Here is a 24,207-nt window from a genome sequence, read left to right on the forward strand (position 1 = left end):
TCAAGCTTTTTTCAGGTAGCAGAACGACGTAAAAGGTATTTCTTTAACTTGCCCATTCTCGCTGACCAGATTAACGTTTCCGTTTTCTCCCCCTGACAATAAACCTATTACCTTTTCAGCGTTTGTATAAATTGTTACTTTTTCATCTGTAAATGTTTTAAGGTACATTGATAACTTAATCCTGAAAAAGATCTGGATCAACTCAGGGTCATGAGCTACTGTTTCTCCAAAATTAAAGGTAAGGTCCCTCCGGAAACATGGATCGATATCTAGTAAAGGAGCTTGGGATCTAGGTGGATGATACGGCTTTTTAGATAAAACCAGACAAATTTTATTGAAAGGTATAATGAATGTCTTTCTATTTTTCTGGAGCTGGACAAAATCACTGCCCACTAATTGGACAAATCCTTCCAGGAAATTTTTGGCCAGCTTCTTCTTTTTATACCTATGCTTGCGCTTCTTCTTGGCAAGCCGTTTCTTTTTGTAACGCTTTTTCCTCTCTGTCTTCTTGTTTATTACCTCCTCAATTGGATCTGCTGGACTAGCTTCTGTATTGCTCTCATCATGATCTGAACAGTTTATTTTAATCTTCACCATTTGCACTGCCAGGCCATCGAATAAAATCCTCCGGCCAAGTTCAGACTGCTCATTTGATAGACCGAGATTCAATAGCATGCGATTGGCTCCATCAATTTTCTCTTCAAGTTCGTGCAACTGACCTTCAGGCATACAAGATGTCGGCGAAGGGATTTTTGGAGTTTTGATTCTTTCAGGACAATCATCAGGGAAACAAAAATCATCTTCTGGGCTGTTTACTGAGGAGGAACTGCTTTCCATCCAATCATGGCTTGAAGACTCCTCAGCTGGGATTTCAATTTTATGCCTTTTTTTCATCGTCCCACTCCCCTTCAACTTCCTCAAGTCGTGGCAGATTTTGCTTCGTATCCTTATGAACACGGAAGATCCCCCACATACCCAACTCTATGTCCCAACGGATATTGCCGGACCGGTACAAGTAATCACCAGGGAAATTAAAAACTCCTCCTGCGCCGCCAATCAAGCGCAGGTCATCTGTATGGCCAGTAACCATATGGCCTATAAATGACTGAATACGAGAATCAAGATCTTTACTGTCGAATTTCCAATAATGTCCGTGAAGGTGGAAAGTGTGAGATCTTCGCCTTTCTGCTGGAGTAGTAATCCGTATAACCACTGCCTCGCCGGAATACGCTTCGAATAAAGGTGTCGCAGGATCCCCAAAAATTTCTGATGAAAACAGCTCGTGCATTACCGGGTGTTCCTTGTAACGATTGATCAATCTCTCACTCCGGTAGTTAAACCCCCTTGAACCATAATCATACGTATCGACTTCTTCTAGCACCTCTGTATCTGGTATAACCCCATCCATCGGGTCAATGATTAGCTTCCCAGCTTTGTCCTCCAGTCTTACACCATCGTGCAATATGAGGACGAATTCTCTTGTAGCAGGTAGCAATGGGTGACGAAGGACCACATTTTCGCCTGTATTTACTTTTTCCAGGCTGTGAGGGTCCAGATATGTTGTAAACCTGGATTCGGCAATAAAAGCACCAAATGTTCCAAACGAACGGTGATTTCGCAAATCGGCCATGTCCCACATAGAACACATTCCAAACTGGCCATCAACAAACCATCTATAAGTGATTGTCTCACCGGGGCCGACAGTCTGATCCAGATTGAAACCTACTGTATCTCCACTGGATGTCTTTACATCATAATTCAGCAGGCTAGTATGGAGTGATATCCTTAGTGAAGGAGGATAAAAAGATTGTTCTTTTACCGGCGGGTAAGGATGGATTCCATCTTGGAATGGAAAGAGCTCTTTCTTCAGCTCACTTGTCAGGGTTACCTCTACAAGTTCACCGACATTTGCCCTTAGGATTAGTGGCACCGGATTCTTTTTGCCAGAGAGAATGTCTTCTACATCCTCTTTTAAAGCGAAAATAATTCCATATGGGTCATGATCGCCATATGTGTTATATTGGATTGGTGTCTGGAAGGCGACTACCTCGAACTTCTTGACAGGTGAGCCGTGGTAAGCCCCTGGCGGTAGACTGGCAAGAGGATTTGCTTTTTCAGGCGGTTTGCCTGTTGGCTTTAAAGTTTCAGCGGATCCTTGCGGCAGAGCTTCTCGATCAGCCAATACGATTAAATCATCCATTTTGGAGCTATACGCCCGGATTAAACCCCATGTCCCAAGCCAAACATCTTCCTCATCCTCAAAGGCCCAAAGATAATCACCGGAGGCAGGTATCTCAGTCTCAAAAGTAAACGACTCAGAAATTCCGATATGCTGCTGCGCTTTCATGGATGAGCCAAGATCTGGACGTTCTTCTTTCCACCTTAAACCATGGATATTGAAACTGTGGGATTCCTCATGTGCTCCCTGCAATAGCCTGATCCTGATCGGGTCTCCTTCATAGGCTTTTAGTATTGGTGTTACAGGGTCACCATGTACATAGGAACTGAAGGAATAGGCGGGATCACAATCCTCACCAAGCCTGAACTTTAAAGGTTCACATTTATAATTGACACCAAACACACCTGGATCATCCTCCGAACCAGGATACCTTGGCGGCTGGATTGGCCGGCCGTTTTTATCGAATAAAAGGGCAAAATCATGGACAAAAAGTGTCTGGTCACGATAATCCGGGATCAATGGGTGTTCGACAGAAATCTGGGTTCCATGGTCCACCTCATCACCTGTTCTAGAATCAAGAAATCTAGAGAACCGCGGCTGAATAACGCCTGCTCCGAAAACGCCATGCTGCTGGTGCGAGTTAGCAAAAAGATGGTCATGGAAGAAAAACGCTTTTAATTCGGTTTCCGCATACCACTCATAGCGTATGGTCTGGCCAGGAAGAACAGCACTGTCATAATTCCATCCTACATTTCCTCCATCGCAGGCAAGGACATCAAATTTTACAAAGTGAATGTGAAAACCATTTTCATACGTCCTTGTCACCAGCTGGAATGCATCACCATCGAGAATATGTGGCATACGATTTGTATAGTTCATCCTTATACATGTACCAGCAGGAACATGGAACACAAGCGGCTCAGGCTCTTTTTCTCCCGAAAGAATATCATCCAGATCTTCGTCCATCACATAAAATCTTGCCTTGGGATCATGCCAGCCCTGTTTGTTATAGACTACCGGCATCTCAATTGCAGATACATTGAATTCGACTACCACTGGGTCCTGGTCTAGGCAAGGGTCAACAAAAACTGCTCCCGGACGGGGATTTGGAATCGCTGCATTCCTTTCCAATTCAGTCATTTCCCGGCCTCCGACAATTCCTAGTGGCGGCCTAGGTGCTTTGTAGCCGACTTTTCCTGGAATGAAATTAGGAAATCCAGGTTTTTCAAGAGTAGGCTTTGGTGGTGCAGGACGGTCTGGCAAAGGCTTTAAGGCCTTAATGCGTACTCCATTCGGATAACACTGACTTCCGTCCTGGAGAGTATTAAAAACTCTGTTGATTCCCCACATGCCAATGCCGAAGTGTGGATACAGATGGCAGTGGATGATGGAGTCACCGATGGCACCATGCAGGCTTCCGAGTCCATAGAGCGGCTGAATCGAATAGTGGGTTTGAGGGCTAATGGATTGTGCATCTATTACTTCTGCATTAATATTGCTGGAATCTCCAAGCCATTGATGGACATGGTAGTGGAAAACATGTGTTTCTTTTACGCCGCCATGGATCAGCCTGATGACTGCTGGATCCCCGACATACCCCCTTAATATCGGAGTGGCGGGATCACCAAAAACCCATGAATCATGATGGACTTCTTCAGAATCACAATCCGGGCAAACTACTCCCGCCTCCATCAATCTTTTACGGTTTGTCATAGGTTCGTAGCGAAGATTCACTCCATGGAAGGATTCAGCTTCCTGGTTGGTCATTGGGTTGAATGGCCGATTCCCGGTTAGATCCTTAATTTCCATTTCATCATTGAAGAACCAGGCGTACTCTCTGAATGATGGCAGAAAAGGATGATGTATGTCAGCATACACACCACTATTGATTGGACCGCCCGTAACAGGATCGGTCCAGCTAGAGCCCCTTTTTTGGACAAGCAGCGCACCGAATAAACCCTGGACACTTGCCCCTTGTTCGGTGCTTGAAACATTGCCCAGGTCGGTGAAGAAGTAGATACCTTCCTGACTAGCATTAAGCCTGTAAACAATCTCCCCTCCTGGTTCTACCGTTGTATCAGGGTTATAACCTGCATCCGCTCCGTCTGATGTCAGAACATTATAATCAGCTTCCTGGAAGTGCATTCCTGCTGAAAAAGGAAGCTGGTTTTCAAAAAGTATTTCAACTATATCCCCTTCGTTGGCGCGAATAGCTAACGGTTGAACTAAATCAATTGGCTTGTAAGGGTTCTTTCGCACGAGGTCTTTAAGCTTTGACTCATTTTCCTTCAAGACATATATTCTTCCATTAGGATTGTGATCACCGAACGTATTAACTACTATTCTCGTTGAAATTCCGACAACATGATATTTTCGTAACATGTATTTCCCCCCTTCATAGGTACCTAATAGTCCTCGAGCTTTGGTATTTTAGGCGCACCTGGCCTTTCAATATAGAAAACTTCAATATTATGAATGTGAATGTACCATTCGCGGTTTTCTAATTGAGCAAAGTGAGTGGTCTCAACATCGATCATTACCGTATCGCCGATCAATTCCTTGATTATGCCAACGAACATATACGGATAGGATGGAGAAATAACAAGCGTTTTGTGGCCAATTCCATTTCTGAAGTGTTCCAAAATGGCTGAGTCATGTATTGCATTTACATCTGTCATTTTTGAATAATCTACGGACATAAGAAATAACGCCTCCTTACCTTTATGTTTAAACTAACGGTATTCTCATCGAACAATCGACATCTGTTGTAAAATGGGCAATCTTTTCAAAAGGAATGGATATAGGAATTGGGAATTTATGAAACGGGGCATTTAAAATTTTGATTGTTACGGGTGTAAGTGTTAAATGGCCAGGTTCAACTTCAGCTATCTTCCCGCAAAAAATCGGCCTGAATGTTTGCCCCAATATATTTAGTTGTGATGATTCCGTAATAATCAGAATTTGCTTGCCCATATGCTTGTAAAAAAAATCAAATAAAGGATCATTGACTTTAGCGGCATTTGAAACAGGCGATAATGATTTTAATTGAAAGTCATGCATATTTTTCACCCTTTCTCGGTAATAAGGACCTTAATGGAATAAAGTCGTTAACATATTCTTCCCCATTAAAAGTACCCGGTTAAAAAGTCGGGCAGAAATGAGATGTGATATATCATCGAAGGCGATTTGTCTTTTTGAGTTAACAGATTGTAATAAAATACTGTCTTCAGTCACCGAGACGATTTTCCCCCAGACTGTTTCTTCAGGAGTAACAGCTTTGACCCATACTCCTTTCCATCTCTCGAGGTTGCCCCTAAGGGATTCTTCAAAAAATTGCTGAATTAAAACATCCCGTTTGGCAACTGTTTCACCAAAATTGGTAGTTAATTTTCGTTTAAGATCATTATCATAGATATAATTTTGATGAGCGTTTTCATAGGTCGGTACTCCGGATGGAGAATTTGCTGATAATATCGTTTTATATGGGATCCAGATTCGGTCTTTTAAATTCGTCAGTATGACAAAATCTCTTCCAATCGCATTGACCTTCCCTGAGGTTTCCTTAGTAGTACCTTGATGGTCAATATAGACTATTACTTCTTGATTCCGTTTCATCTTAAAGAACTTCTTTAAAATCAAAATCTTTTTAAATTCAGGAACAGCATTCGCCAGTGTGTGAAGGTTTTTTTGTTCCAGGTATTCGGCAATGATTTTATTCTCTTCTAGTGGTGTTGCACTTGGTGGAGAAGTGATTTGATCTCCGACTTCGTGAATAGGATCAACATTCCTGACTTCATTCCTTCTGTCCTCTAACAGATTTTTTAAATAATCCGAATGACGCATACCTGTTCTCAACGAATTGCCCCCTTTCTAAGAACAGCGCAAGTGCCTTGGTCAGCCCCGACAAGCGCTGGAGGGCCTGACAGTGAAGTCGTACTTTGACTTCATTGGCAGGACCGAAGCGTCTCGAGGGGCTAGGCGCTGGAGCTAGACACTAATCTAAGTGTAAAAAGTTAATACTTGCTTATAAATGAACGAATTTTCCCATTATCATATGAGGCAAATATCATAAACGTCAAAGCAATTGGCAAAAAATTCAAACACCTCATCTTTAGTTATGAATACATTGAACAGGAGAGGTGATGTGTCATGCCGGAATGGATTGTGATTTTTTATCCAATTAACTTCTTGTCCGCATACGTTCTATATATCTTTCTATACAATCGAAGAAAACAAATCGGTTTTCATTTAGGAATGAACATAACCATGGTGGCTGCTGGAGGTTTGGCTCTCGGGACAGGGATTATTTTTATCAACTTGTATCCTTTTTACTTTTTGGAAGCGACCTTGTTTTCGGTGATCATAGGTGGCATTTCAGGAATCTTGTTTGGCAACCTCTTTGACTATCAAACTTTATTGTCTGGTTATATAACTGGGCTAATGATGGGAATTATGGCGCCTATGGTTGGGGCTGCAGCATATGAAGGGGTAATGTTCTTAATCATGATTGAGATTTTCATCCTCAGCTCTTTTTGCATAGCGGCTTCCTCGGCCTACAAAACCTGATTCAGTAATCTGGAGGGGATGTCTTATGCAGATCATATTAATCTCCATAACTTTCATCAATTTTTTAATTGGAGCCTGGCTATATTATGTACTTCGTAAATCGAGATTGCTGTTTAGTGACAGGTTCGGATATACAGCTTCCTATTTTGCCAGCAGCACACTGGGACTAGTTGCTTCACTAAATCTCATATTACTCTTCCCTAACCATTTCGAAATTGTTGGTGTGCTTAACATTTTACTTGGTATCACAATCGGTTTTTTATATGGCTCAATGTTGAATGCGCAATCATTGATTGCAGGGATTTATAACGGGGGCATAAGCGCAATTATGGGAACGATGCTGGGATTGGTGGTAAAAAATCCAGCTATTTGCGGTCTTCCTGGTACCATTGCTTCAGAACAGGAAATGACGATCTTCTTTGCCCTTTTCAGTCTGTGTATTCAGGCAATATCTGCTATATTGCTCCTATTTTCTTTTAAGGCATGAATGATTAAGGACACATTAATTGAATGAATTGGATGGGAAACTCGGCTTACTGTCACATTTTTTTAGATTAATTTGACGTTAAGGGCAAATTTGTTTAGGGGTACATTGAACCGCTTCATGTGACCTTGACGGGAGCAAATCTCTGCTTATCGTCACATTAATGAGCTTAATGTGACCTTGACGAGAAAAAATCTCCGTTTATCGTCACATTAATGAGCTTAATGTGACCTTGACGGGAGCAAATCTCCGTTTATCGTCACATTAATGAGCTTAATGTGACCTTGACGAGAAAAAATCTCTGCTTATCGTCACATTAATGAGCTTAATGTGACCTTGACGAGAAAAAATCTCCGTTTATCGTCACATTAATGAGCTTAATGTGACCTTGACGGGAGCAAATCTCCGTTTATCGTCACATTAATGAGCTTAATGTGACCTTGACGAGAAAAAATCTCCGTTTATCGTCACATTAATGAGCTTAATGTGACCTTGACGGGAGCAAATCTCCGTTTATCGTCACATTAATGAGCTTAATGTGACTTTAACGGAAACGTTTCGCTATTTATGGGCACATTAATGAACTTAAAGTGGCCCTTTGCGGAAATAAAACCAGTAGTAAAGGACAAAAGCAGCCTCGATTCAGGCTGCTTTTGTCACTTTACAGAAAAGCCGTCAAATAACCTTCCACCGAAGGGTTCTAAGACCAGTTCGGCCATTTCTACGACCATCTTTTTGTTACCTGTTCTGTAATACTGTGAAAATGCTTCTACAAATTTCCCAGAAAAAACGGGGTCATAATGATTTAATTCCCTCACTACCCATTTTGATTTACCGACCCAACGCTTGTTTGTCCTTAACACAAATTCCTGAAGCTGTTCTGCCAACGTGCCTGCAATGAAGAGTTCTTCCGCCTCGTTGTTCGATCCAATGAAATCATTAAGCGTATCGGTAATGAAATATCGTTTAAACTCAATCTCTTTCTTGGTCCAAATCTCTGGTCCTGACTCGATTATCCTTTTAGCTTCACCAATTATTTCCGGAAGAAAATCGCCTTTTTTTATAACAATTCCTTCTGCAACCATTCTCGGCAAGCTTGGTCTTGCCCTTTTCACATCACTCTCAAAGAAAAGCTTATAGGATTGTAAATTATGTACGAAAACCTCGATCGGCCACCCGTACTCAATCAATGACTCTCTGTACGCTGAGGGGATATCCTTATCGAATATCACGATATCCAAATCAGATGTAACAGTTGCTTCTCCCCTGGTTACACTCCCGGCCAGCAGTGCTGCGTCACAGTCCGGGAAGCGCTCCTTCACAAACTTTTGCGCTGTTCCAAAAGCTGATAATTTAGCATACATATTCATGTGCAAAACCCTCCATTAACTATTGATAAGGTTATTATTGGTTATAATACAAAATTTGTCGACAATATTGCGAATGTTTTATAAGACGACTTAAGTGGTATCCTACAGAAGAAAAGTAGTTGAATCAGGAGGATATACTTATGTCATTTTCATTTAATAAATTGTTTATAACTGCAGGATTGGCAGTTTTGCTCATCACTGGCTGCAACAGCGATGAGGCAGAACAAGGTGTTAAAGAGCTAGAAGAGGAAACAAAGAACGCTGCCCAGGAAACCGAGGAAAAATCAAAAGAAGTAGTGGATAAGGTAAAAGAAGAAGCTCCGGGAATTATCCAGAACATGAAGGACACATATAAAGAAAGCGAACAAGAAGTTAAAGATAACACTCTCCAGGCCGGCGCTACTGTACAAAAAGATGCCTACCTCGCACTTACACCGGAAGCATATGATGAGCTCTATCAATTGATTGAAATTAACGATGTAGAAGGTGTAGACAAGATCGTACAGGAGAATAAAGTTAAAGAAATCAAGCAAGGCAGTGAAGCAGAAATTTTAGAAAGAGAGATTAGACGAACTAAAGTAAAGATGAAAGATTCCGGTGAGGAAGGATACCTGCCTACCACAATGCTTGAACCTGTTAAGTAGCAAGATCAAGACCCTGACTGATGTTCAGGGTCTTATTTTTTTGACTATTATTTTGCTGTAAATGTATCTGGCATTACAACAGCGATAACTTCCCCTTTAGCACACAGTGTTTCCCCGGCATACACTTCTGTTTCAACTCGATATTTTTTGGGATGGATTTCATGTACAATCCCTATTGCTTTTAATGCTGTTCCTTGAGGAGTCGGCTTCATAAAATCAACATGCAAGGATGCTGTTACAAACCTTGGCGGTTCTGCCCCGTCTCCTGGTTCATATCCATTTTTACGATGAAGGTAGAGTGCAGCCGACCCGGTGCCATGGCAATCCACAAAAGAGCCAATGACGCCGCCATATACGAAACCAGGCAGAGCCATATGTTCTTTTTTAGGGTTGTAGATTGATATTGTCTTGTCCCCATCCCAGCCTGTCCGGAAATGATGTCCATGCTCATTCATCCTCCCGCATCCATAGCACCACGAGAAATCCTCCGGGTATTCATCCTGGATGGCTTTCAACACTTTTTCTTCCATTGCGTTTCCCCCTTGTCAATCCGTTATCTATAATACTTTCTTCGATAGTTGTTTGAATTCCTTTAAAATATTTCGAATTCCTTTCTTGGTGTATACAATGGATGTATTTGTGCAACATAGTTTTGTTAAAAACGTTCAAATGATAAGATTGACGTAAATTATCTTAGAGGTGATGGAATGAAGTACAGACGCTTAGGCAAAACAAACCTTGATATATCTGTAATTGGAATCGGAACCTGGCAGTACGGCGGTGAATGGGGAAAGGATTTCGGACAGTATGAGGTTGATGCGATCCTGGATAAAGCCAATGAAAATGGAATCAATTTCCTCGATACAGCCGAATGTTATGGTGATCACTTATCTGAAAGTCTTATTGGAGATTACTTGAGCCGGAACAATCGCAAGGACTGGATCGTGGCAACTAAATTCGGTCATCATTTTCATGGTAATTTTGAAAGGACACGTCACTGGAGTGCAAATGAAGTACTAAAGCAGCTGGATGCTTCTTTGAAGGCACTGAGAACTGATTACATAGATTTATATCAGGCTCATTCGTGCACAGATGAGGAATTCAACAACGACGAACTATGGACAATGCTCGATAAACAAGTTGAAAAAGGAAAAATCCGCAACCTGGGAATCTCACTGCGTTCGAATGAAGAAAGTTACCAGACTGACCATGCTTCAGACGTGAACGCAGGTGCCATCCAGGTCGTCTACAACCGACTGGACCGTAAGCCTGAGGAGAACATCTTCCCTTCTAGCCAAAATCAAAACCTTGGGGTACTAGCACGGGTCCCGCTGGCAAGTGGATATTTAAGCGGTAAATATAAACCAGGTGCGACCTTTAGCGCTGACGATGTTCGCTCCAAACATGACAGTGAAGAAACAGCAATCCTACTCAAACAAGTGGAGGAGATACACAAAAACGAAGTTCCCGAAGGTGTTCCAATGGCAACATGGGCATTAGCATGGGTTTTGAGACACCCCGCAGTCTCTGCAGTAATTCCTGGCTGCAAGACACCAGAACAGGTGGAACTCAATGCAAAAGCAGCACAACTGGCCGAGGATAACCATCCTCAAAGTCTAAAATAATTATTTTATGCCCCGGCATGTCGCTGTGGCATTTCTGTTATGCAGACTTTATAGGAAGCAGGCAGGCCCAGATAAATCTCTGCCTCACCCTTCTTCTATTTTTTTAAGATCTACTTATACAAGTTCAATCTATATACTAAAAACCTCTCATTTGGATTATTTTCAGGCAGGTTCATTTCATATACCAGCTCAAATGGTGTCTGCTTTTCCAAATAAAATATATAGTCTTCAGATGGATAATATAGAATCAAATCGATTTCCCTTTGATATTTTTCATAAGAGATCATGATGTTTTTTACGACATTGGTCAGGATTTGAACTGTAAAAGGATTAAAGAAATAAAATTTGTTTTCATCAGGTGAAATTTCATATTCTTCTGCGAGAACGCAATAAAAGCTAATTCTATCTGCTCGGTTTCGATAGTTCTTTAAGTAACTTTGTTTATTTTCGAGAGCTTCCATGTAGAATGTTTCATTCATTTCAACACCGACGACATTTGTGTTGAAATGGTAGTTAAGAAAAAAATTCAATCGCCCTTTTCCACATCCAAAGTCGACTATATGATCGTGACTGTTCAAAATGTATTCATTGAAAAATAACTCAAGCGCAGAATATGGAGTGGGTTCATAGCGATGGTAATGCAATGAAGTCATGAACCCTCTTTGTTCACCAGTTGTTTTGATATTCAGCAATTGATCGATTTGTAGCTCTTTCATTTCCGCACCTCATTAGGTAAAATTACACTATTAAACTTTTGTCATACATAGGTTTATTGTAACTTAAAGGCAGATAATTCAACATATCTATTAATATGAGGAGAATAGGGGCTAAGGATGTTTTCGAAAAATATGAACAGAAATAGAGCTGTGGTAGTAGGTGGTGGTATTGCGGGCAAGCTGGCTGCACGTGTACTGTCTGAGTTTTTCAAGGAAGTAATATTAATAGAAAAAGATAAGAAAAATGATCATGTCACTTATAGGAAAGGGGTTCCGCAAGCTAATCAGGGGCATGTTTTGCTGAAAAGCGGAGAAGAGATTATAGAGGAGCTTTTCCCGGGAATCATTCAGGAATTATCTCGAAATGGAGCCAAGAAAACGGACTTCGCGGGAGATCTCTTATGGTCACATCACGGTACCCAAAAGATTCGATTTGATTCAAGCGTGTTCATTAGCCAGCAAAGCCGACCTCTACTTGAATGGCAGATCCAGCAAAGACTGGAAAGAATACAAAATATCAATTTTCGATTCGGTTGCAAGGTGCAGAATCTTAAATTCAAAAACGATGAAATGAACACCGTTGTCATCGAGGATAAAAACGGTGCCGTAACGGAGCTTTTAGCGGATATAGTAATTGATGCATCGGGTGCTGCCGCGCTTCATAACCAATGGCTGAGGGAATCAGGATACGAGATTCCGACCAAAACAGAAATTAAGGTTGATTTATTTTATGCTAGCATGGTCTTTAAGAAACTTTCTCATGAATCTATTAATTGGCACAGTCTTCTCGCTTATCCCAATCCACCAGAAGTCGAGCGTGGCGGCATGATTTCCCCTATCGAAGGGAATCGTATGCTGGTTACCCTGATTGGCTACGGTACGAAAGAATTGCCTAAAGATATAGATAGTTTCCTGGAATATGCACAGACACTTGAGCAGCCTGAATTTTATGATGTAATTAAAAATGAATTACCACTTTCTGAGGATATACAAATATACAGGTTCCCCTCCCTCCGTCGTTATCACTTTGAAAAACTAAGAAATTCCCCATCCGGCGTGTTAGTAATTGGCGACGCTTTTTGCCGGGTTGACCCTGTTTTTGCACAGGGAATGAGTCTCGCTGCTATGGAAGCCAAGGCTTTAAGAGAACTATTAATGCAGGGGTTAAACAAGAAACAACTAACAAAAAGCTATCATAAAAAAGTTAGGAGGATTCTCGATATTCCCTGGTTGATCGCTTTAACAGAAGACTTTCGATTCCGAACAACGAGCGGAAGAAAGCCAATAGGCCTTCCAATTTTGCAATGGTATGTAAAAAGAGTCGTGGCGGCATGTTCTCATAACGAACATGTTTACAGCCGTTTCATTCAGGTGCTACATCTAAAATCGCATCCAATCAGTCTTGCCCATCCCGGTATTCTTGCTAAGGTGTTAAAAACCTCTAAATAATCCCAAATGAACCCTCGATTATCCGAATCGGGGGTATTTCATTTCTCCTATATTTGTAAGTGAGTCATAACCATTTACATCCCAACATTCTGTAGACGTCCTCGAAATATTTGTTGCTGTACTTGCCTACGCTTTTTTAAAGGCTTCGGGGGCACTGTACAAAGTAATGTATCAAATAGGCTGAAGATAGCAATAAATTTAATAGTACTTTATAGAAGAATTTCCCAAGTGAAATTTGGCCCTTTATGCCAAAAAGTGTGTTAGGCTTGAGAGAATGATAAATATCTAGGGTTATTCGACTTTTCTTAGTCACCCCCCTTTTGGGAAGGAGAGCGAGAAATGAATGAAATCAGTGTTTTCCTAGATGACTACCGCCAGGCGCCAGAAGGTTATGTTTTGGCAGAAACTATAGATGAATGTCTCATTCTCTTGAAAAACTATGAAATCGACCACCTGTCGTTAGACCATGACCTTGCAAGCTATACCAGGAATGGCTTGATGCTTGTAAAAATAATGGTCGAGAAACAGCTATTTGCCAATCGAATCACGATACACTCTGCGAACTCAACAGGCGGTAAAGCCATGTATAATTGCTTTAAGCAAGCACAGAATGATTACCTTATGCCTCAGTCCATAAATATTTATTTACGTCCCATGCCCCTAAATCCCTTTATTTCTCCAATGCTGTCTATTTATAAAAAATAGTCAGATGGCCCCTTCTTTTCTTTTAAGCAGCCTTCAATTCTATTAGAGCAACGAAAAATGGGCAGAAACTCTGACCCATTTTTCTCTATTTATTGAGCGCCTTTTGTACTGCTCCATGAGCATGTATTTCCGTGGTGTCAAACAGGGGAACCGGTGCATCTGCCTGCTTTATCAACAGACCGATTTCTGTACAGCCCAAAATGATGCCTTCTGCACCTTCCGCAGCGAGATCTTCAATAATCCTCTTAAAATATTCCCTTGAGGACTGCCGGATATTTCCGAGACATAATTCATTGAAGATTGTTTTATTAATCAGGTCTCTATCATTTTCGTTTGGTATTAACACATCAATATTTTGTGATTCTATTTTTGATTTATAAAAATCCTGCTCCATTGTATACTTGGTGCCGAGCAAACCGATTTTTTTGATTCCTAGCCTCTTGATTTGCGCTGCTGTCTCTTCTGCTATATGAAAAATTTGCAGGCTTGTCTTCTGAGATATTTGGTCAATTACTTTATGCATCGTATTAGTGCAAATCACAATAAAGTCAGCCCCTGCCTTTTCCAGTGAATAAGCAGCTTCACCTAATATCTGCCCCGCTTCATCCCATCTTCCCTCTGATTGGCATTTTTCGATTTCATCAAAATCAACACTAAATAAAATCACTCTTGCAGAATGCAGCCCTCCAAGCTGCCGTTTTATTCCCTCATTGATCAGCCGGTAATATTCAGCCGAGGATTCCCAGCTCATACCGCCGATCATTCCAATCGTTTTCAATTTAACCTCTCCTTTGATTATATTTCTTCCTATTACTAAGATTTCTATGAACATACCGATAAGCCTTTTTAAATGATAAAAAACTCTATACAAGTAGATTGTATTAATAAAAAAACTGTAAACAAGCTCGATTTTCAAGAGATTGTCTACAGTCTGGAAGCAATGTTACCATAGTAAATTTTCCTACTGATGATTAAAATTAAAATCTGTTTGTATACCAATCTCGGGCGGCCTCAACCTCACTTAGTGTCAATTGATGTCCGCTGTTCTCCCAATGCATTTCTACACTGGCATTAGCACTAGACAACAATGATTTCAATTCCTCTGACTCTTTTGCGGGACAGATTGGATCATTTTTGCCAGCAGCTAAAAACACCTCTGTATCTGACAATTCCGGAAGCTCAATCCCTCTTCTAGGCACCATTGGGTGGTGGAGGATTGCTCCTTTAAGGGCATTCTTATAATGGAAAAGCAGACTAGCAGCAATATTGGCACCATTGGAGTAACCTATCGCTACTATGTGATCGCGGCTAAAACCATATTTTTCCGATGCTTCATCCAAGAAATCATGCAATTCCTTTGTGCGGAAGATCAAATCTTCTTCATCAAAGACACCCTCAGCAAGCCTTCTGAAAAAACGTGGCATTCCATTTTCAAGGATATTCCCGCGAACACTTAATACAGAAGCTTCCTGGTCAATCATATTTGCCAAAGGGAGCAGATCATTTTCATTACCACCTGTCCCATGCAGCAATAATAAGGTTGGTTTGGATGTATTTGTTCCTTTTTTATAAATATGTTTCATTTCAACTCTCCTAACATTTTTAAAAAAGCTAAATATTTAACTCTTTTACTTCAAATCGTTTGAATATATCTCGATTTCAAGATAATTGTATAAATTAAAGCAGTTTATGTCAAGAATCGGATATTATATGGGCTTGGCAAACGATACAGATTTTACTGTTTTATCTATACTATTGAAGCAGAATAAGTTTAAATACCCGTTTTTCTCTTATAAAAGGGTAATTTCTATCTGCTTCAAATAGTATCAAAAGATAATATATAGGCGCTTACCGTAACAGCAATAACAATAAGGACAGCAGCAAGCAAAAATCTGATTTCAAAAAATAATATCGTTCCCATTATCGAAATCCACATCAAGCTAAGACTTAACACCTTATTTTTTAAGGTAATTCCGTTTTTCTCACGAAAATCCTTTATATAACCGCCTAACCATTTATTTCTGATTAGCTTTTGGTAAAGTTCATCTGAAGCCTTCACGTAACAGGCTGCCCCTAGTAGAATCAGCGGTGTGGTCGGCAAAAGAGGAACCACGATTCCGATTACTCCCAGGGTTATTGAAAGTGTCCCTATGATGATTAATAAAGCCTTTACTGCGATGTTCACCGTGTATCCCCCCTAGAGTTTTTACATTAAACATTTTACAAGAAGTTGTCTACTCAAACTGGTTGACAGGAATTCCAGCCTCTATATAACTTCTGATAAGCTTCCAGCCAAAGTCATACGCAAATGTCTGAAATAAGAGATTACTAGTCTCCATGCTTTTCCCGTCAAGGACCAGCCTGGCAAGAATAATTGCCATTACCTCATGCTCCCTTATTTTTATCCTGTCTATAACTGTTAATTCCCAACTTGCTTTATTTCCTTTGACAAAATTAAAACCCTGCTCCCACCCTCTGATCGATTCATCATACCCAAAATCAAATATTTTACCATCTGTAATTTCCCTTGCCTGGTATTCACCTGAAATCATCATCTTTAATTCTGGCAAGGAAGAATTTCTCCAAACATCTAGATATTCATCAAGAAAACGATTAAATGACTCTTCCATTTCCACACCCCTTTAACAACAATGACAAAATTATCCTATAATATTATGATGAATTCAATACCTCTGAATGCATAGAACTAAAAAAGCTGCTCCCCAAGGAACAGCAGAATTATTTAAGAGTTATTGAATGTCGAGTATAGTAATGGCTATACCTATAGAAAAATTCCACAATCGTCTCTCTTCCTTCGACGGAAAGGGTGTAAATAGTTTTGGTGGACTCCGACTTTTTATCGAAATCAATTCCATGTTCTACGGCATATTCTTCTATATACGACTCGATTTCTTTCTTCTTAATAGTATTAGGAGTTTTCGAGAGTGATAGTTGCTTTTCTTGCACAAAAGTATCAATGTATGAAACTATATCATGTTTGCTTATACTCATATTAATGAATGATCATTCCTTCGCATCGAATTATCCAATATTTGACAATAAAAAAAAGTCAGAAAAGGATCAATACTCGTTAATCCTTTTCTGACTTATGATCTGGTTCTATGCCCATTCATTGCTATCAGATTAGTATATTTAGTTATTCACTATTAAGTCACTATAAGGTAAGTTCTTTTTCGAATAAGCAAGGTTAAGAGTTTTAACCTTTACCCTATTGATTATAGTAACATTGTGTCATAAATAAATCAATAGGAACTTCAGTCAGGCTTAAGAATAAACAAAGTGTAACTTTTGTCCTTATCAAAATTCCAGTCAACAAAGTAATCAGTTATCCTTGCGTTTAGATGCCTCTCATACGAACTTTGATGCTGAGTAATTACTTTCTTTTCCAGCTTTCTTTTTGCAATCTTCAGCGTTTCTTGAAACCCTAATTGAATAAATTCTTTTTCCAGGCTTATTAATATGCCGTGGCGTACGATAATCAGTGTCCGCTCATTAAGCAACTTAGCGTGGGTTTCTTCAGGAGCTTTCTGAATTTCCATGCTTAATTCTATCGTTTCCTGCTCAACAAGGTTTTTATTGTCATATGAATCGAAATTATAAGGCTGGTCTTTTTCAAAAATGAATAGTAACATTCCTGTTTTTTCATCGAGATTCCAGTCATAATAAAATTCTTTTATCTTATCTTTTGTATTCAATTCGATATAGGATTTGATTTCTTCTTCAAGGGTTTCCATCATCAAATCTCTGGTCTTTTGGACATAGACGCTTTGGTGATTAGTTAGGAGAGTATTCTCCATCGGGGACAAAAAATTGGTAATATAGATTGATACGAATGGCTTCGAGATGGTACAAAACACATTACCTGGTCCACGGCCAAAATTCTCTCTTAATAACTTCCCTATATACCCACTGATTTCTTTTTCAAGCATTGCTACTTCCATAATATACCTCACTATGCAATTTACTCCTCTTTATCTCTTCCCTAATTCAGGACATGCAAAACCATGAATACCTCGTACTTAATTTAGAACTAAACTGCAGATTTATGTATAAATCAATTAAGGTTTATCATTATATTTAAAGCTTGATTCGGGCATATTATCCATAAGTAAAGGGGGACATATCTTGGATAGCACTCATAAATCGATTAAGATGACAGCCGCAGAGATTTCATACCTTTGGACAACGTATTTATCAGATACGATGTCTATTTGTGTTTTGAAGTATTTCCTTCAGCATATAGACGATTCTGATATAAAAGCAGTTGTAGATCATGCGCTTGATTTATCGTATCAACATGTGGAGATTATTAATGAATTGTTCGTTCATGAGGGAATAGCGGTTCCTCAGGGATTTACTGAACAAGATGTCAATCTTAAAGCTGAGAGGTTGTTTTCTGATATTTTTTACTTAAAATACCTAAAAAATATGGCAGGCGGCGGGTTATTCGGTTACAGCAGGATGCTGCCAAATATATATCGTAAAGACATTAAGAGCTTCTACACGAAGGCATTGACCTCTTCAATCGAGCTGGAACATGAAGCAACCTTCCTTCTTTTAGAAAAAGGGCTTGCGACACGTCCTCCCTTCATTCCTTATCCGGAAAAGGTGGAATTCATCCACAAGCAATCATTTTTCCTTGAGGGGCTGGACCGCAGAAGAGCCTTATCTGGCACAGAAATAACTCACCTTCACTTTAACATTGAAACAAATCAATTAGGGGCCGCGATTTCCACAGGCTTCAGTCAGACTGCCCAAAACAAACAAGCACGGAATTATTTTATTAGAGGAAAGGAAATCGCGCTAAAACATATTAGGGTTTTTAGAGATTACTTAGAAAAACATTCCCTTCCAGCTTCTGCAGGAATTGAACAAGAAGTTACTGAAGCGACCGTAAAGGTTTTTTCTGATAAATTAATGATGTTTCATTTCAGCGTAATGATTTATGCTGGTATTGGCAATTATGGAGTTGCGATTTCCGAGAGTCAAAGAAGTGACCTTGTAATCGATTATTCGCGATTGAACGCTGAGGTTCTCAAATACTCCGAAGACGGAATCAATATTATGGTTGCAAATGAATGGCTTGAACAACCGCCTTTATCAGTTGACAGACAAAATCTTTCAAAAAAATAAATCGATAAAAGCACCCAATGGGTGTTTTTTCTATATGTACTCGTTAAAAAAACTCTAAGTCAATATGCCATAAATACCTTGTTAGCGGCAGGGATCTTTCTGTATTGAACTGGATTCCTTCAGCTTCCAGCAGCTGTTTCTGGGTCAAGAACATTTCTTCATCCCGGAAACCAATCTCACCTTTTGAATTGACCACCCTATGCCAGGGCAGCCCATATTTTGCTGACATGGAATGGAGTATTCGGACAACTTGCCTAGCTGCTTTCGGGCTCCCTGCCACTTTTGCTATCTGGCCATATGTCATAACTTTACCATTCGGGATTGCTTGTATGATTTTAATAACATTGTTTGTAAAATCCGTCACTGGGCCACTTCCTTTTCTACCAACCTAATATATCATAAAAATCCCTGGCTTTAAGACAGGGATTTTTAACTAAGCAGTATAAGATTTGAATTTCTTAATGATTACCCAGCATACAACCCCTATTAACCAGTAGATAGGAAAAGAATAAATATGTTTCCATGTTATTTCCTTATAGATCCCGAGATAGACCATGAAAGGTTCTGCAACAAAAGCCAGGAAAAGGGATAACACACCTGTAGCGATAAAAAACTTTTTAAATGACATATTGAATTTTTGATAGACCATCATAAAAGGGATGATCACGACTCCCACATCATATGGATATAGCTGCGGATTTAAATATGGTGTAAGTCTGACTGGATATGTCCATACCATAGTGTTGCTGCCGATTGAATCCAGGAAGATGGCTGTTACACCATAGAATAAGCCAAATGCTGTATTTTCGATTAGCTTTGTTTTATCAACCCGTACCCACCAGACAATGGCCGGGACGATGGAAAGAACCAAGAGAAACCACCATTTATAGGTAAGGAAGTTATTTTCATACCAATACGTCCTTAATACCTTATGATATTTCGCTTCGGCATCTAATAGTTCCTGGAGTGAGATGGAGGTTAAAATCATCATATAATCATTCAATTGGGATCCAATTGCACCAACCGTTGAAAAAAGCATAAAATCACACCCTTTGTATATAGAGTGTGATTTTTGCTGCTAAATATGTAAATTCAGCTAATTTTGATGTTTGATTTCTTTATACATCTCGATAAGCCGATCCGGCTTTGCATCCGTACAGAAGGAATACACTCCTCTTGTTGTATGCAGATAAAGAAAGCCTGTCCTTCCTGACATTTCCTTAAATGTTATATCTAATATGTCACGCAGATGAAAAATGTCAGAAGCTGTGGTTATCCTGTCATGATACATTTTTATGAATTGCTCGTTTTCTTCATAAATTTGTTCATTATCTTCAATCCTGCGATCCACTTTCCAGTAACTATGCGAACAAAGCATTCACAGCTCCCTCCCTTCTGATCAATTTCGTGCTTTTTTATTTTACTCATGTTGTTTAACAATAACTAATATATTTAACAATAATAACAGGACTTCATGTAGAGGAGGAATTTTTTGAAATGCATCGGTGAACTTTTGGATCAGGAGAAGTACCGGGTCAATGGAAAAATTGCCATCATCGAAAATAAGGAGGCCGTATTAAAGGTTTTTGGGCTTAGGAATGGAAAATGGCTTGATTTATGGGATATCGATTCCCGGATTCTAACCCTGTTTTATAAATCTTATGAAGCTGAATTCGATTGGTCCATCGTTGTATATGACTACCCATCTTTCTGCGCCGACAAAGATATAAAAGAAGCGATTATCTGGCATGAACTTGGTCATATTGAATACCCGGTGCTAGAACAACAATTGAGTATTGAAAGTGAAATTCAATGTGACGGGCTTGCTATCAAAAACGGGCACCAGGAAGGCATTCGTAAAATACTGAATCTTACTATGAAAATGGCTAAAACACTTAACCATGAAATTTTAACTCATGTTACTTTCGAAAGGCAAATGAAACTGCCTGTCTAAAAATGACCTTCCGATGCTGTTAGTACTTCGTCAAAAAAACTTTTTGCTACGGCTTTAATCGAGGCTCTTTTCTCAAACTTTGTTGCTATTTGACTACAAAATAGAATTTTATCACCATTTTTCTTCGTAAAGTTGACTCTTTTGTGAGAAAAGAGCATATAAACTTAATTCCGAACTGCCAAATGGCCTTATATTACGTTAAAATCGGCTTTAGGATTTTAACAACAATCTTTACGAAAACAGCCTTAATCGAGGCTCTTTTCTCAAACTTTGTTGATATTTGACTACAAAATAGAATTTTATGACCATTTGCTTCGTAAAGTTGACTCTTTTGTGAGAAAAGAGCATACAAACTTAATTCGAACTTCAAAATGGCCTTATATTACGTTAAAATCGGCTGTAGGATTTTAACAACAATCTTTACGAAAACAGCCTTAATCAAAGAGACCCGCCATGCGGCGGGTCTTTTTGATCAACCAGTATTCCTTAATCCTGCAGCAACGCCGCTGATAGTTAATAAAACCTGTGTCAATAACTCATCATCCGGATCTTCATCCTTCCGAAGCTCCTTAATCAATTCCACTTGAATAAAGTTGAGCGGATCGACATATGGATTTCGTCTATGGACAGAGTCTTTGATATTTGGTGTATGGTCAAGAAGTTCTTCATCCTCTGTAATTTGCAGAAGGATATTCTTGGTTCGTTCATACTCCTCTAAAATATTGCCAAAGATACGGTCAGCAATTGCTTTATCTTCCACAAGTGAAGTGTATTCCTGTGCCGTGGTAATGTCCGCCTTCATCAATGCCATTTGGAGATTGTCAACAGTACTTCGGAAGAATGGCCATTCTTCATACATTTCCTGTAAGACCTTTAAATTATCGGGACTTTCCTGTGCGAAGCTCTGCAAGCCAGTTCCCGCCGCATACCATGCAGGGAAGAGCTGTCTGCTTTGTGTCCAGGCAAATACCCATGGTATAGCACGAAGATTTTCGAATTGGGCACTGTTTTTACGGCTCATCGGACGTGAACCGATATTTAGTTCAGCTAGTTCTTTCAACGGTGTTGCTTGGTTGAAATATGTGATGAAATCTGGGTCTTCAAACACAAGCGACTGATATTTTCTTAAAGAAACAGCAGAAATATGCTCGATGGCATCCACCCATCTTTGGTCACGTAAATGACCCTGCTCAGATTCCTTCAATACATTCGCTGCCGCCTTCATCATCGTAGATGTAGCCTGTTCAAGGCTTCTATAGGCAATATCCTTCAACAGATAACGAGATGACAAAACTTCACCTTGCTCAGTGATTTTGACTCCTTGACCAAGAGTCTCGACAGGCTGGGAAAGGAGGCTTTTGTTCAATGGACCGCCTCCACGGCCTAGTGAACCTCCTCTGCCATGGAAAAACTTCAATCCGATTTTATATTTCTTCGCCATTTCATTGATCTCAAGCTGGGCTTTGTAAAGTTTCCAGTTGGCTGTCAATGTTCCGCCATCCTTGCTTCCATCTGAGTACCCAAGCATGATTTCCTGCTGGTCCCCCATTTTATTCAAATGATTTCGGTAAATTGGCAACTTGAATAAAGTTTCCATAATTTTTGGACCAGCTGTTAAATCGTCGATTGTTTCTAGCAACGGAGCGACGTTCAGATCGGTCTCGAAAGTACCATCCGCATGGAGTCTGTAAATGCCAGCCTCCTTAGCAAGGACAAGCACTTCAAGCAAATCGCTCGCGGATTGAGTCATACTCACTAGATAAACAGAAATTGAACGCTTCCCGAATTCATTGTGCGCTCGTTTGATCATCTCAAAAACCTGAAGCATTTCCTGCGTCTCTTTTGAATAATCCTCATGAAGAAGCAGTAATGGACGTGGGTCTTCAAGAATTTTAACAAGTAATTCCTGCTTTTCTTCTTCTGATAGTGATGGATAATCCTGATTGATTCCAACCTTCTTCAGTATTTCAGTGATTGCCACTTCATGTTCACCGCTATGGTTACGAATATCCAGAGTAGCAAGATGGAATCCGAACAGCTGGACTTGCCTGATCAACTTTTGGAAAGTTTTGAGTTCATGATGAACAGGATGATGCTGATAGATGCTTCGTTTTATGATAAGAAGGTCTTCAAGCATTTCCTCTGATGATTTATAGCCAATATCAGATTTCCCAGCTTCCTTAAGCCTTTGAATGATAATAGCAAATTTGCGGCGATAAACCTCGCCTTCAATATTCCATTTTTGATCAGCCGTTAAATATCTTTCTTCATCTTTAATGACTGATGCGATTAGTTCTTCACTAACAGCTGCTCTTGTTGTTGAATGACTGAAACGCTTCATCAAATCAACTAATACAGCTTTATACTTTTTAAGTACCAGACGTCTTTGTCTTTGCAATGTTTCCCATGTAATATCCGGAGTAACATTTGGATTCCCATCCCTGTCACCGCCAATCCATGAACCAAATCGCAGGAAGTGAGGTACTTTCCATTCATGTTCGGGATAATGGCCCTTCAGGCTAGTTTCTACTTCCTGGTGGATTTCAGGGAGGACATCGAATAGAGTCTGGTCAAAATAATAAAGTCCGTTCCTGACTTCATCAATGACAGTAGGTTTGCGGTCCCTCAATTCATCCGTCTGCCAAAGGACGGAAACCTCATTGAATAGGCTTTCCTCGATGCTATCACGCTCTTTCTTGGATAAGAGTGGATTGTCCAGGCTTTTAAGAATACTTGCTATCCTTTTCTGGATTTCCAGGATTGAACGTTTGGTGGCTTCCGTAGGATGGGCTGTAATAATCAACTCCAATGAAATGGTATTCAATACATTTTGGATGATATCTGAGGATATATAATTGTCTTTCAACGAAAGGATGGCTGCTTCAATAGAGCCTGGCTGTGAGCTGGTTTCAGATTTGAGCAGATAGTCGCGGCGCCTGCGGATCCGGTGATTTTGTTCCGCTGCGTTGATTAAATGAAAATATACCGAAAAAGCCCGGATGATATTTTTCCTCATAGGAACAGACAAGCCTGCGATTTCCTCTTTTAAAGCAGGGTATGTGTCGCTGTCATGGTCATTCCTTAGCGTTTTGCACATTGCTCGAATCTTTTCTACTTTTTCAAATAGTTCCACTCCGCCATGGTAGACTAGAATATCTCCGAGGATGTTCCCAAGCATTTTTACATCCCGGCGCAATGGCAAACTGCTGTCGTTCACTTCAATTCCTGATGTCATTTTGTCACCTTCCTAAAACTTGTAAGAATATTTTAAATATTAATATATCATAAAAGTACCGAGATTGTGAAGTGATAAGCATATTGAATAAGTATTTCCACAATAACTTCCCTGTTTTATAAGTGT

The 24,207-nt window shown here is 39.9% G+C and carries 25 protein-coding genes; 8 read left to right on the forward strand and 17 right to left on the reverse strand.

Annotation, left to right across the window (positions count from 1 at the left end; all coding sequences use genetic code 11):
- Genes AC0VX7_RS13280 through AC0VX7_RS13300 form a run of 5 tightly spaced genes read right to left on the reverse strand, consistent with a single transcriptional unit; the run spans window position 1 to window position 6,034 of the window.
- A complete protein-coding gene (locus AC0VX7_RS13280; RefSeq protein WP_475424607.1) occupies window positions 1-894 on the reverse strand; it encodes a hypothetical protein in 894 nt (297 codons plus the stop codon).
- Complete coding sequence (locus AC0VX7_RS13285) at window positions 878-4,561, reverse strand: multicopper oxidase domain-containing protein (protein ID WP_475424608.1); 3,684 nt, start codon at window positions 4,559-4,561, stop codon at window positions 878-880. The genes AC0VX7_RS13280 and AC0VX7_RS13285 overlap by 17 nt, the downstream gene beginning before the upstream one ends.
- Before the next feature lie 23 nt (window positions 4,562-4,584).
- The gene (locus tag AC0VX7_RS13290) at window positions 4,585-4,878 is read right to left on the reverse strand and encodes a hypothetical protein (protein WP_475424609.1); all 294 of its coding nucleotides are present in this window, start codon (window positions 4,876-4,878) and stop codon (window positions 4,585-4,587) included.
- Between the two features lie 28 nt (window positions 4,879-4,906).
- Complete coding sequence (locus AC0VX7_RS13295; protein ID WP_475424610.1) at window positions 4,907-5,239, reverse strand: hypothetical protein; 333 nt, start codon at window positions 5,237-5,239, stop codon at window positions 4,907-4,909.
- A gap of 30 nt (window positions 5,240-5,269) precedes the next feature.
- Window positions 5,270-6,034, reverse strand: a complete 765-nt coding sequence (locus AC0VX7_RS13300; protein ID WP_475424611.1) for a hypothetical protein — start codon at window positions 6,032-6,034, stop codon at window positions 5,270-5,272.
- Between the two features lie 294 nt (window positions 6,035-6,328).
- On the opposite strand from AC0VX7_RS13300, the gene AC0VX7_RS13305 reads away from it, so the two are divergent.
- Together AC0VX7_RS13305 and AC0VX7_RS13310 are read left to right on the forward strand one after the other, a co-directional pair.
- Window positions 6,329-6,745: a hypothetical protein gene (locus AC0VX7_RS13305; protein WP_041965347.1), complete on the forward strand. Its 417-nt coding sequence runs from the start codon at window positions 6,329-6,331 to the stop codon at window positions 6,743-6,745.
- Between the two features lie 25 nt (window positions 6,746-6,770).
- On the forward strand, window positions 6,771-7,232 hold the full coding sequence (locus tag AC0VX7_RS13310; RefSeq protein ID WP_475424612.1) for a hypothetical protein: 462 nt from the start codon (window positions 6,771-6,773) through the stop codon (window positions 7,230-7,232).
- Window positions 7,233-7,885: 653 nt separating this feature from the next.
- Here AC0VX7_RS13310 and AC0VX7_RS13315 read toward each other — a convergent pair.
- A complete protein-coding gene (locus tag AC0VX7_RS13315) occupies window positions 7,886-8,599 on the reverse strand; it encodes a nucleotidyltransferase domain-containing protein (RefSeq protein WP_475424613.1) in 714 nt (237 codons plus the stop codon).
- Between the two features lie 140 nt (window positions 8,600-8,739).
- Between AC0VX7_RS13315 and AC0VX7_RS13320 the strand changes: the two genes are divergently transcribed.
- Window positions 8,740-9,243 (forward strand): hypothetical protein, encoded by a 504-nt coding sequence (locus AC0VX7_RS13320; protein ID WP_475424614.1) that lies wholly within the window; start codon window positions 8,740-8,742, stop codon window positions 9,241-9,243.
- A gap of 47 nt (window positions 9,244-9,290) precedes the next feature.
- Here AC0VX7_RS13320 and AC0VX7_RS13325 read toward each other — a convergent pair whose 3' ends face one another.
- Window positions 9,291-9,773, reverse strand: coding sequence for a PaaI family thioesterase (locus AC0VX7_RS13325; protein ID WP_475424615.1), 483 nt, complete (start codon window positions 9,771-9,773; stop codon window positions 9,291-9,293).
- 177 nt (window positions 9,774-9,950) lie between these two features.
- Here AC0VX7_RS13325 and AC0VX7_RS13330 point away from each other — a divergent pair, with 177 nt between their 5' ends.
- On the forward strand, window positions 9,951-10,868 hold the full coding sequence (locus AC0VX7_RS13330) for an aldo/keto reductase (protein ID WP_475424616.1): 918 nt from the start codon (window positions 9,951-9,953) through the stop codon (window positions 10,866-10,868).
- A gap of 110 nt (window positions 10,869-10,978) precedes the next feature.
- Here the strand turns inward: AC0VX7_RS13330 and AC0VX7_RS13335 are convergent, their stop codons facing one another.
- A complete protein-coding gene (locus AC0VX7_RS13335) occupies window positions 10,979-11,584 on the reverse strand; it encodes a methyltransferase (protein ID WP_475424617.1) in 606 nt (201 codons plus the stop codon).
- Between the two features lie 117 nt (window positions 11,585-11,701).
- Between AC0VX7_RS13335 and AC0VX7_RS13340 the strand changes: the two genes are divergently transcribed.
- Window positions 11,702-13,033, forward strand: coding sequence for an FAD-dependent oxidoreductase (locus AC0VX7_RS13340; protein ID WP_475424618.1), 1,332 nt, complete (start codon window positions 11,702-11,704; stop codon window positions 13,031-13,033).
- 339 nt (window positions 13,034-13,372) lie between these two features.
- On the forward strand, window positions 13,373-13,738 hold the full coding sequence (locus AC0VX7_RS13345) for a cyclic-phosphate processing receiver domain-containing protein (RefSeq protein WP_475424619.1): 366 nt from the start codon (window positions 13,373-13,375) through the stop codon (window positions 13,736-13,738).
- A gap of 85 nt (window positions 13,739-13,823) precedes the next feature.
- Here AC0VX7_RS13345 and AC0VX7_RS13350 read toward each other — a convergent pair whose 3' ends face one another.
- From AC0VX7_RS13350 to AC0VX7_RS13370, 5 genes are all read right to left on the reverse strand, one after another.
- Window positions 13,824-14,516, reverse strand: a complete 693-nt coding sequence (locus AC0VX7_RS13350; RefSeq protein WP_475424620.1) for an aspartate/glutamate racemase family protein — start codon at window positions 14,514-14,516, stop codon at window positions 13,824-13,826.
- 199 nt (window positions 14,517-14,715) lie between these two features.
- Window positions 14,716-15,321, reverse strand: coding sequence for an alpha/beta hydrolase (locus tag AC0VX7_RS13355; RefSeq protein WP_475424621.1), 606 nt, complete (start codon window positions 15,319-15,321; stop codon window positions 14,716-14,718).
- A 233-nt stretch (window positions 15,322-15,554) separates the two neighbouring features.
- A complete protein-coding gene (locus AC0VX7_RS13360; protein ID WP_475424622.1) occupies window positions 15,555-15,923 on the reverse strand; it encodes a YbaN family protein in 369 nt (122 codons plus the stop codon).
- Window positions 15,924-15,972: 49 nt separating this feature from the next.
- Window positions 15,973-16,368: a flavoprotein gene (locus tag AC0VX7_RS13365; protein ID WP_475424623.1), complete on the reverse strand. Its 396-nt coding sequence runs from the start codon at window positions 16,366-16,368 to the stop codon at window positions 15,973-15,975.
- Between the two features lie 645 nt (window positions 16,369-17,013).
- The gene (locus tag AC0VX7_RS13370) at window positions 17,014-17,700 is read right to left on the reverse strand and encodes a Na-translocating system protein MpsC family protein (protein WP_475424624.1); all 687 of its coding nucleotides are present in this window, start codon (window positions 17,698-17,700) and stop codon (window positions 17,014-17,016) included.
- A gap of 184 nt (window positions 17,701-17,884) precedes the next feature.
- On the opposite strand from AC0VX7_RS13370, the gene AC0VX7_RS13375 reads away from it, so the two are divergent.
- Complete coding sequence (locus AC0VX7_RS13375; protein ID WP_475424625.1) at window positions 17,885-18,892, forward strand: DUF3231 family protein; 1,008 nt, start codon at window positions 17,885-17,887, stop codon at window positions 18,890-18,892.
- Window positions 18,893-18,935: 43 nt separating this feature from the next.
- Here AC0VX7_RS13375 and AC0VX7_RS13380 read toward each other — a convergent pair whose 3' ends face one another.
- The 3 genes from AC0VX7_RS13380 to AC0VX7_RS13390 all read right to left on the reverse strand — a co-directional run bounded on the left by AC0VX7_RS13380 (window position 18,936) and on the right by AC0VX7_RS13390 (window position 20,270).
- A complete protein-coding gene (locus AC0VX7_RS13380) occupies window positions 18,936-19,256 on the reverse strand; it encodes an MGMT family protein (RefSeq protein ID WP_475424626.1) in 321 nt (106 codons plus the stop codon).
- A 69-nt stretch (window positions 19,257-19,325) separates the two neighbouring features.
- Complete coding sequence (locus AC0VX7_RS13385) at window positions 19,326-19,931, reverse strand: CBO0543 family protein (RefSeq protein ID WP_475424627.1); 606 nt, start codon at window positions 19,929-19,931, stop codon at window positions 19,326-19,328.
- A 57-nt stretch (window positions 19,932-19,988) separates the two neighbouring features.
- Complete coding sequence (locus AC0VX7_RS13390; protein ID WP_475424628.1) at window positions 19,989-20,270, reverse strand: hypothetical protein; 282 nt, start codon at window positions 20,268-20,270, stop codon at window positions 19,989-19,991.
- A 114-nt stretch (window positions 20,271-20,384) separates the two neighbouring features.
- On the opposite strand from AC0VX7_RS13390, the gene AC0VX7_RS13395 reads away from it, so the two are divergent.
- Window positions 20,385-20,846, forward strand: coding sequence for a hypothetical protein (locus AC0VX7_RS13395; RefSeq protein ID WP_475424629.1), 462 nt, complete (start codon window positions 20,385-20,387; stop codon window positions 20,844-20,846).
- 472 nt (window positions 20,847-21,318) lie between these two features.
- Here the strand turns inward: AC0VX7_RS13395 and ppc are convergent, their stop codons facing one another.
- A complete protein-coding gene (ppc, locus tag AC0VX7_RS13400) occupies window positions 21,319-24,081 on the reverse strand; it encodes a phosphoenolpyruvate carboxylase (RefSeq protein ID WP_475424630.1) in 2,763 nt (920 codons plus the stop codon).
- Window positions 24,082-24,207: the final 126 nt, after the last annotated feature.

Source organism: Mesobacillus sp. QJM3NY_10, from assembly GCF_056173465.1.

What these genes read in the sequence shown, in the direction of transcription:
- AC0VX7_RS13280 (WP_475424607.1), bottom strand. Translation starts at nt 894, where the DNA reads ATGAAAAAAAGGCATAAAATTGAAATCCCAGCTGAGGAGTCTTCAAGC.
- AC0VX7_RS13285 (WP_475424608.1), bottom strand. Translation starts at nt 4,561, where the DNA reads ATGTTACGAAAATATCATGTTGTCGGAATTTCAACGAGAATAGTAGTT.
- AC0VX7_RS13290 (WP_475424609.1), bottom strand. Translation starts at nt 4,878, where the DNA reads ATGTCCGTAGATTATTCAAAAATGACAGATGTAAATGCAATACATGAC.
- AC0VX7_RS13295 (WP_475424610.1), bottom strand. Translation starts at nt 5,239, where the DNA reads ATGCATGACTTTCAATTAAAATCATTATCGCCTGTTTCAAATGCCGCT.
- AC0VX7_RS13305 (WP_041965347.1), top strand. Translation starts at nt 6,329, where the DNA reads ATGCCGGAATGGATTGTGATTTTTTATCCAATTAACTTCTTGTCCGCA.
- AC0VX7_RS13310 (WP_475424612.1), top strand. Translation starts at nt 6,771, where the DNA reads ATGCAGATCATATTAATCTCCATAACTTTCATCAATTTTTTAATTGGA.
- AC0VX7_RS13315 (WP_475424613.1), bottom strand. Translation starts at nt 8,599, where the DNA reads ATGAATATGTATGCTAAATTATCAGCTTTTGGAACAGCGCAAAAGTTT.
- AC0VX7_RS13320 (WP_475424614.1), top strand. Translation starts at nt 8,740, where the DNA reads ATGTCATTTTCATTTAATAAATTGTTTATAACTGCAGGATTGGCAGTT.
- AC0VX7_RS13325 (WP_475424615.1), bottom strand. Translation starts at nt 9,773, where the DNA reads ATGGAAGAAAAAGTGTTGAAAGCCATCCAGGATGAATACCCGGAGGAT.
- AC0VX7_RS13330 (WP_475424616.1), top strand. Translation starts at nt 9,951, where the DNA reads ATGAAGTACAGACGCTTAGGCAAAACAAACCTTGATATATCTGTAATT.
- AC0VX7_RS13335 (WP_475424617.1), bottom strand. Translation starts at nt 11,584, where the DNA reads ATGAAAGAGCTACAAATCGATCAATTGCTGAATATCAAAACAACTGGT.
- AC0VX7_RS13340 (WP_475424618.1), top strand. Translation starts at nt 11,702, where the DNA reads ATGTTTTCGAAAAATATGAACAGAAATAGAGCTGTGGTAGTAGGTGGT.
- AC0VX7_RS13345 (WP_475424619.1), top strand. Translation starts at nt 13,373, where the DNA reads ATGAATGAAATCAGTGTTTTCCTAGATGACTACCGCCAGGCGCCAGAA.
- AC0VX7_RS13355 (WP_475424621.1), bottom strand. Translation starts at nt 15,321, where the DNA reads ATGAAACATATTTATAAAAAAGGAACAAATACATCCAAACCAACCTTA.
- AC0VX7_RS13365 (WP_475424623.1), bottom strand. Translation starts at nt 16,368, where the DNA reads ATGGAAGAGTCATTTAATCGTTTTCTTGATGAATATCTAGATGTTTGG.
- AC0VX7_RS13370 (WP_475424624.1), bottom strand. Translation starts at nt 17,700, where the DNA reads ATGGAAGTAGCAATGCTTGAAAAAGAAATCAGTGGGTATATAGGGAAG.
- AC0VX7_RS13385 (WP_475424627.1), bottom strand. Translation starts at nt 19,931, where the DNA reads ATGCTTTTTTCAACGGTTGGTGCAATTGGATCCCAATTGAATGATTAT.
- AC0VX7_RS13390 (WP_475424628.1), bottom strand. Translation starts at nt 20,270, where the DNA reads ATGCTTTGTTCGCATAGTTACTGGAAAGTGGATCGCAGGATTGAAGAT.
- ppc (WP_475424630.1), bottom strand. Translation starts at nt 24,081, where the DNA reads ATGACATCAGGAATTGAAGTGAACGACAGCAGTTTGCCATTGCGCCGG.